This window comes from Ruegeria sp. TASC047 (genome assembly GCF_059612445.1).
Map to the genome: position 1 here is coordinate 20,976 of NZ_JBXWQP010000037.1, position 7,450 is coordinate 28,425.

At 56.1% G+C, this 7,450-nt stretch carries 8 protein-coding genes; 5 read left to right on the plus strand and 3 right to left on the minus strand.

Annotation, left to right across the window (positions count from 1 at the left end; all coding sequences use genetic code 11):
• Nucleotides 1–141 precede the first annotated feature (141 nt).
• Both AC2FLO_RS14645 and AC2FLO_RS14650 read left to right on the plus strand, forming a co-directional pair.
• Complete coding sequence (locus AC2FLO_RS14645) at nt 142–696, plus strand: hypothetical protein (RefSeq protein ID WP_496804308.1); 555 nt, start codon at nt 142–144, stop codon at nt 694–696.
• A gap of 40 nt (nt 697–736) precedes the next feature.
• Entirely contained in the window at nt 737–1,129 is a 393-nt protein-coding gene (locus AC2FLO_RS14650; protein ID WP_496754891.1) for an META domain-containing protein, read from the plus strand.
• Here AC2FLO_RS14650 and recO read toward each other — a convergent pair.
• Both recO and AC2FLO_RS14660 read right to left on the minus strand, forming a co-directional pair.
• Nucleotides 1,113–1,838, minus strand: a complete 726-nt coding sequence (gene recO, locus AC2FLO_RS14655) for a DNA repair protein RecO (protein ID WP_496754900.1) — start codon at nt 1,836–1,838, stop codon at nt 1,113–1,115. The two genes, AC2FLO_RS14650 and recO, sit on opposite strands and share 17 nt — an antisense overlap.
• 206 nt (nt 1,839–2,044) lie before the next feature.
• Nucleotides 2,045–3,049: a helix-turn-helix domain-containing protein gene (locus tag AC2FLO_RS14660; protein ID WP_496806774.1), complete on the minus strand. Its 1,005-nt coding sequence runs from the start codon at nt 3,047–3,049 to the stop codon at nt 2,045–2,047.
• 254 nt (nt 3,050–3,303) lie between these two features.
• Here AC2FLO_RS14660 and AC2FLO_RS14665 point away from each other — a divergent pair, with 254 nt between their 5' ends.
• The 3 genes from AC2FLO_RS14665 (at nt 3,304) to AC2FLO_RS14675 (ending at nt 6,575) form a co-directional block, all read left to right on the plus strand.
• On the plus strand, nt 3,304–4,350 hold the full coding sequence (locus AC2FLO_RS14665; RefSeq protein WP_496754895.1) for an aspartate/glutamate racemase family protein: 1,047 nt from the start codon (nt 3,304–3,306) through the stop codon (nt 4,348–4,350).
• Nucleotides 4,351–4,405: 55 nt separating this feature from the next.
• Nucleotides 4,406–5,689 carry a carbohydrate porin gene (locus AC2FLO_RS14670; protein WP_496754897.1) on the plus strand — a complete coding sequence of 428 codons (1,284 nt, stop codon included), beginning with the start codon at nt 4,406–4,408 and terminating at the stop codon, nt 5,687–5,689.
• Between the two features lie 253 nt (nt 5,690–5,942).
• Nucleotides 5,943–6,575 carry a tyrosine-type recombinase/integrase gene (locus tag AC2FLO_RS14675; RefSeq protein WP_496754898.1) on the plus strand — a complete coding sequence of 211 codons (633 nt, stop codon included), beginning with the start codon at nt 5,943–5,945 and terminating at the stop codon, nt 6,573–6,575.
• Nucleotides 6,576–6,881: 306 nt separating this feature from the next.
• Here the strand turns inward: AC2FLO_RS14675 and AC2FLO_RS14680 are convergent, their stop codons facing one another.
• The gene (locus tag AC2FLO_RS14680; RefSeq protein ID WP_496754902.1) at nt 6,882–7,412 is read right to left on the minus strand and encodes a thiamine pyrophosphate-dependent enzyme; all 531 of its coding nucleotides are present in this window, start codon (nt 7,410–7,412) and stop codon (nt 6,882–6,884) included.
• Nucleotides 7,413–7,450: the final 38 nt, after the last annotated feature.

Consider the following 7,450-nt stretch of genomic DNA (forward strand, 5'->3'; position numbering starts at 1 on the left):
TACATACCATCGCCCCTCGCGGCCCGCGTAACGGTCATATCTGACCTGCGTGTTTCAAAACTTCCCCCTTTGATCCCGCCCTTTTCACCGGTAGAGCATCAACCGGACACGAGGCGTCGAAATTAACTTTTGGAATACCGCATGACCCGACCTTTCCTTGCCATTTGGGCCGTTCTTGCGGCTCTTGCTCTGGCGGCTTGCACCACGTCTCAGCCGACGGTGAGCCGGAGTGATGTGGACGCGCTGGCGAAATCGATCCAGGCGCTTGGGCCCAATGTCGATCCGGCCGAGGCACAGCAAGCGGCCACGATTGCCTATGCCTATTCGCAGCAGCTGAAGCAGGACTGGAACGTCACCGACCCGGCCATCATCCACAACGCCAAGGTCATCAACGGGTTCCGCGAAAAGGGTCTGTGCAATGACTGGGCCGAAGCGATGACCAAACGCTTGCGGCAGGAAAATTTCCGGACGCTGGACCTGAACTGGGCCACGTCGCCTCCGACCCCGTTTCGCATCATCCACCATTCGGCATCGATCAGCGCCAAGGGGGACACGATGTATGACGGTATCATCCTCGACCCCTGGCGCAACAGCGGTGCCTTGTTCTGGGCGCCGGTGCGAGAGGATACGCGATACAACTGGGCACCCCGGCTGGAAGTGCGCGAGCGGCTTCTGAACGGGTCATTGCCCTACTGACCCGGTTTCGCCGACAGGGCTGATACGCTAGAACCCTGCCATGACACGCCTGATCCTGACCCTGCCTTTGATGGCCCTGTTTCAATGCGACAGGGATGAAACCGTCGCCGCCTATGGCGCGGCAGACCGGACATGGGCGTTGCAGGAGATCGACGGACAGCCCTTTGCCGCCAGCGCCTTGCTACGGTTCCCAGAAGAGGGCAGGATCACCGGAAATGCCCCCTGCAACAGTTATGACGGCACGCTGAACGCGCCCTACCCGTGGTTCGAAATTCAGGACCTGAGAGCAACGCGGGCCGCCTGCGCCGGGCTTGAGGCCGAAGGGGTCTATTTCGCCGCCCTTTTGGCCATGACCCAATCCGAAGTGTCGGGCGATGTGCTGATCCTGCGCAATGAGGACGGGCACGAGATGGTGTTCACAGCCGCCGAGTGACCTGATCCACAAACCGCGCGCGCGCCTCGGGCAGTGGGTTATGCCCCAGCGCAGGGGCGACGCGGTGGTTCAGGAAATACCCGGTTGTGCGCAAAGCCTGCGCAATCTCGACATCCGGCGCGGTGCCTTCGCCCCGCAGGCAGGGCGGCAGCGGCAACAGCTTGTCTGCCCATTCCCCCGCTCCTTTGACACTGACAGCGCGCCCGGTCTTGGGCGACACATAGACCAGCCCCTCAGTCGTGCCGGTCGCGGCGCAGGCGGTCAGATCAAGGCCAAAGCCAAGCTCGTCCAGCAACGCCAGTTCCCATCGCAGGTAGGCCAGCGGCCAGATCTCATCCTGTCCCAACAGGTCCATCAACCGCTCGGTCCGGGTATAGAGCGCCGGATGCGCCTCTCGTTCGGGCAGGCAGAAGGACAAAAGCGACACGACGGCGTTCAGCCCGGACAGGGCCAGCCGCCCGGAAAACGCCGCCGCCGCGCGCGAGCGCAGAGGTTCGACCTGAAAGGTGCCGATATGTTCTTCCAGCCGCGCGCGCCACAGCACGTCCAGCTGCGCGCCGGGTTGCAGGATGGGTGCGATCTTGCGGCTGGTCCCGCCCCGCACCACACCGGCATGACGCCCGTGGGATTCGGTAAAGACCTCGATAATCGCCGAGGTTTCGCCGTGGCGGCGAGAGGTCAGTAGGATGCCGTGGTCGCGCCAGTCCAATTCGGGGTCCTGTCGGTGATTAAGTTGTGGTGTTCCCAGAAAATCGTGAAGGGTTCCGTTCTGCAATGGTTTTGCACATCAAACGCGGAAAGATACGTCAATCGCTTGGTCCGACGGCAGGGGACTGGGCATCTATGCGGACAAAGTGTGAATTCGCTGCGGATTGCGACAACGTCCGCTTTCAAAATTTTCCGCTCAAGTCCACTTCATATCGAAGGCTGATTATTGGCCCGCCGTCTGAACTCACTCGGGGTTTGCCCGACCCATTTCTTGAACGAACGTGTAAAACTGGTTGGGGTCGAATATCCAAGGGAGTGGGCAATATTTACAATCGGTCTATCTGTTTGCTTCAACATGTTCACTGCGTAATCTGTTTTGACGCGGACGAGGATTTCACCAAGGCTGGTTTTTTCCTTTTCAAGCAACCTTGAAATGCTGCGCTCAGATTTTCCGCAGAGTTTAGCGGCCGACTGCGATGTCAAAGCCACTTCGCCAACAAATGGTCGAAGAGCTTGCTCAATTGCGGCCGCCGCCTTGCGCGACGGAAACCCACTGGTCGCGTCCATGGTCGAGCGTTGTTCAAATTCGGACTGGTAGAATGGAGTTGTCAGCCATCTTGATGGAAACCCAAGCCGGTATCCGTGCCGATCTCCTTTTATGGCCTTGATGCCGAAAAACAACGGCGGCAGGGCACTCGGGTCACTTACCGTCACAACGACATCATGAGCATTCCATTCCTCACCCATTGCACGACGAATGACTGACACCATCAATGCTGAAAAAAATCCGTCGATTTGCGCAGGAATAAATGACGGCTCAAAAGCCCGGCGTCCGTGAAATACTGCCCGATCCCCGTGAATTTCCAGGGACTGCGTTTGAGCACTGGAATGCTCTGTTGCTTCAATGGCAAACCGCGTGAGCAATTGGCCCAAGTCTGAGGCTTCGGCGCTAGCAGCAACCATTGGCGGCCATGTCGCGGTGTTCACAGCCTCTCCGAGGTGGGCTAGGAATGCCGGGTCTCCAGCGGCGGCAGCTGCATCTTCGCAAAGCTGGTAGATTACCAATGCAGGGACAAAGGTCTTAGCATTTTCGAATGCGGATCGCTTCAAGCCGACGCCGTCCAAAATGGCGTCAGTGGGCAATCGCATCTTGTCCAGGGCGGCGACCAATACCGCAGCCGAATTTAGCCGGATTAGGGGGAGTTCACTCATGGCCGGCCTGCGAATACGGACAGATGAAATAATCTGGCGGCGCATTCTTCCATAACATCACCAATCAAAAACGTTGCGGAAATGAAATCTTATCGTACCAATCAATCTCGGTCAGTCAATTGATGACGCTGTCCGAGAAAGAAAGGACGCCAAAGCGTAGATGGGCTTTTCTGATCTCACATAGCGCCGATTTTATATGTCCTGCCCGCCAGAACCGTGGAGCATGGCCAGAGTTACTGCGAGGAGGGCTTAAAATGACTGATCATTTCGAGAGCGACCAAACTCACAGAGAAAAGATTTCGAGACAGAAGGGGAATGACGATACCCCTGCGGAAGTCTCTGAGAACGCCCTTCAATCGCCTGGGCGGCGCGAACTGTTGGTGGCTGGCGGTGCCATCGGCGCGACGATGATGGTCGGTGGCCGGGCCGATGCCCAGGCGGTCTACAGCAATAGCCCACCGTCGGATGTTCCCGCTGAATACACCGCTCCATCTGAGACATTTAAGCCGGGCGAGCCGACCAGTGATTACTATGTGCCGTCCACGGAAAAGGACGCCAACGTGAACTGGTGGATGGGACGCAATGTCGGTGGCGTCACAATTGGCCTGATACAACTTCGAGCGCACCTGCCAATGGCACCGGGCAACATGGGGAATGCCACGACATTCGATTTTCCGCTGCTCTACCGCGAGATGCTGCCGGAAAACCCGTATGACATCATGGCTCTGGAGCCACCGGAAGCCTTCACGGACGAGATCGTCAAGGCCGCTCGCTGGCTGGAGCTTCAGGGGGTGCGCGCCATTATGGGGAATTGCGGCTTCTTTGGAACTTATCAGAAAGTTGTCACCGAGCGGATTGACACCCCATTCTATTCCTCCAGCCTCATTCAGCTTCCGACAATTCTGCAAAGCCTGCCGAGGAAGAAAAAGGTTGGCGTCATTACTGCTAGTGGCGAAGTTCTTGCGGCCGGACCCGCTATTGAGAACTGCGGTGTGTCTCCTGAAGACAAGGCCGAGAGAATTGTAATAGGCGGCCTGGAAAATGGTCCGGAAATGAAGAAAGTCCTGAACCTTGTGGGCAGCTATAACATGTTGTTGCTGGAGCAGGAGATCGTTGCGATGGCGCGCTCGCTCGTGGAAAAAGATCCGTCAATCGGCTCAATTTTGCTGGAATGCACAGAGCTGCCACCCGCGGCACATGCGGTACAGAATGCCGTAAGGTTGCCCGTGTGGGATTACACCACGCTTACCAAGTGGATCCACGACGGCTGCCTGAGACGTCCCTTCTATGGGGTTATCTGAGATCTTCGGCGTCACATCTGATCCAGCCAATGGTTTCAAAACGCAGGCAAAATGAATGAAGAGCCAAATACAATTGGAGCGATTGACGGCATCACTTCTGCTGGCCATGATCCTAGGCCTTGCCTCTCCCGCTTCAGCCACTTCAGAGGAAAGCGCGGCAGCAACTGAGACCGATGGCCAAGCCAGAACAATTCCGCGCGGCCCTAACGAAGTTCCGGCAAGAATAGAAGCGGATAACGAACCTAAAGAGGCCGCTTTCGATTTTCCAGGTATCGACCGGGTACTTGAGCCTTGGAATGACTGGAAAGCGCGGATTGCAGAAGACAAAGGTGTCAGGCTGGGCTTTGACTATAACTTTGCGGCGCAAGGTACGACCAACGAAGTCGGAGAAGACAGTGCAGTCGGTGGGATCTTCCGGGCTTATGTCAGCTGGGATCTTTGGGGTCGTAGCAATCCGTCCCGAGCGGGAACTTTGGACATACGCGTGGAAAATAGGCACCGCATTGGTACGGCTTTGGCTCCCGAAGCTTTGGCCCCGAACTTTGGATGGGCAGGAACGACCGCACCCGACTGGAGCAATCAAGGCTGGGGGCTTCCCGTTTTCATGTTGCGGCAAAGATTGGATTTTGGTGACGCACCCATCGAATTACGGGTCGGCAGAATGAGTGCCTTTTCCCAATTCGACATTACACCATATTCAGATAACCTGACGACGTTCCAAAACAACAGCATCATTCTCAGCCCGACCATTGGTTACCCGTCGGCGGGATCGTTCGGCATTGGTGGATATGTCGGGCTTCCCCGCAGCAAACTCTATGTCCTGGGAATGATCATGGATGCCAATGGGCGCTATGATGATTTGTCACTGGACACACTTGGTGACGGTGAATATTTCAAGGCGCTGGAATTTGGCTGGACCGATCAGGATCTGTCTGGCCTTTCCTACCTTTTTAACAACCTGCACATAGCGCTTTGGCATACAGATGACGCCAATTACGGAGCAGGGTTGACTGGCTCCTACACATTTACGGAACAGCGCCTTGGGGTGTTCGGCCGAATTGCGTGGGCCAAAGAAGGGGCCGGTACGCTTTACCAAAGTCTCGTTTCTGCTGGTTTCACCAAAGGAGTATTCCGTGACAGTATGGTTGGCCTGGGAGCCAGTTGGGGTGAAGTTCAAAACACCCACGAAAGTCAGGTCGCAGCAGAGCTATTTTACAGATGGCAAGTGGCTCAAAATCTGGCGATTACTCCCAGTATTCAGTTTCTGTCCAACCCGGCCTTCAATCCAGCCGAAAGTTCGGTCGCCGTATTCGGGATCCGGGCGAGAGTTACATTTTAGCCAGTGGTGAGTTGGAGAATATTCGGTTGCCCGTAAAATTATCGGGAATGCGTTTGGCGGTCGCTACAATCAGCTCCTCTAACGCAACTCCAACGGCAGGTTAAATCGTATTGCAGCCTTGTGAATGAACCGCAGCGTCAGTCAAGATGGGCTCGTTCCAGACCTCAGATGCGGCGCAGCATCCTGTGATATGTTGCCTCGGTCAACGTCGGGTTGTCGTTCTGGGAGGGCATGGCGGATCGGAGGATAAGTCATGGACACACCAAACCTACCTGCCATTTGCGCTTTGCGCCCAGCCTGGAACAAAGGCCGCATCGTTGGTCAAAAGCGACCACTAAAGCCAAAACATGTCTGGGCGATCCGCGTCAGGCTCGAACTCGCCGAGAATCATCGCGATCTGGCGCTGTTCTACATGGCGATCGATAGCAAGCTCCGCGGTTGCGATCTGGTGAAGATGAAAGTCGTTGATGTCATGGCGTCCGGTCAGATCAAGGAGCGGGCATCGGTCCTACAGAGCAAAACACAGAAGCCTGTGCGATTTGAGATATCCGAAGGCACACGCGCCTCGGTCGAGAAGTGGATGGAAGACGAGCTCATGGTCGGCTCCGAGTACCTTTGGCCGGGTCGCTTCCATGAGCGGCTGCACATCTCGACCCGTCAATATGCGCGGATCGTCCGCGACTGGGTCACGTCGATCGGTCTAGAAGCAAGCGCCTATGGCACGCATTCGATGCGAAGAACCAAGGTCACTCAGATCTACAAGAAGACCGGAAACCTTCGTGCGGTTCAGCTCCTTTTGGGCCACACCAAAATGGACAGAACGGCCAGATATCTGGGCGTCGAACTCGGGGATGCCCTAGCCATCGCTGAAGCCATTGAAATCTAGTGAAGTTGGGCCGCCTACATGGACGGCCCTAAGCTGCCGTTGGCCGCCTGTTGGTTATGCTGCGACGCATCCCGTCGAATCTGCCATTCGCTGCGAGAGAGAAAACTTGGACGCTAAGAACGCACATACTTCAGCGTTATTGCAATTTGACATTATCTCACGTGCTTCGTTGAGAATAACTAACTAACAAAAAAGTTCAGACACACAACAACGATGACCGCGCCGCGACGGAGCTGTTGATATTTGCTCGAACACGGATGAGCATTGACACAAGAAACTGGGCGCGTCTGAACGCGCCCAGTTTCGTCAAGTCGCGACGTGAGATACCTCTTTGTCCGGTGAGTATATGTCCAAGATGTTCCAATGTCCGGTCGTTGGTGTTGGGTTGTTGATCATTGGGACATCAAGAACGGTTGGTTTGCCGCTGGCGATTGCCGCTTCCAATGCGGGCAACAATTCATCAGCAGCACTTAGCCTGTGCCCTTCTGCACCATAAGCTCTTGCAATATCTGCATAACCCGGTCCGTTTGCAGGAGCTGCGGCTGATCCAGGGAACGTGGTCCCGTATGTCAGACCGTAATGCGCCTTTTGAAGGCCCGCGATAGTGCCGAAGGCGTTGTTGTTCATAACCAGCCAGATGATGCCCAGATCAAGCTCGACCGCGGTTGCCAGCATCGACGGGTTCTGACCGAATCCCCCATCGCCAACAAGACTTATCACCACACGGTCAGGGGCTGCCAGTTTTGCGCCGATCGCTCCCGGAGGGCCAAAGCCCATCGTCGCGAATCCACCCGGGGTTAGGGTCAGGACCCATTGATTTCTGCGGGGTTGCGTGATTCACGGTTCGAAAAACGAGCGGTGAACATGGCTGATCT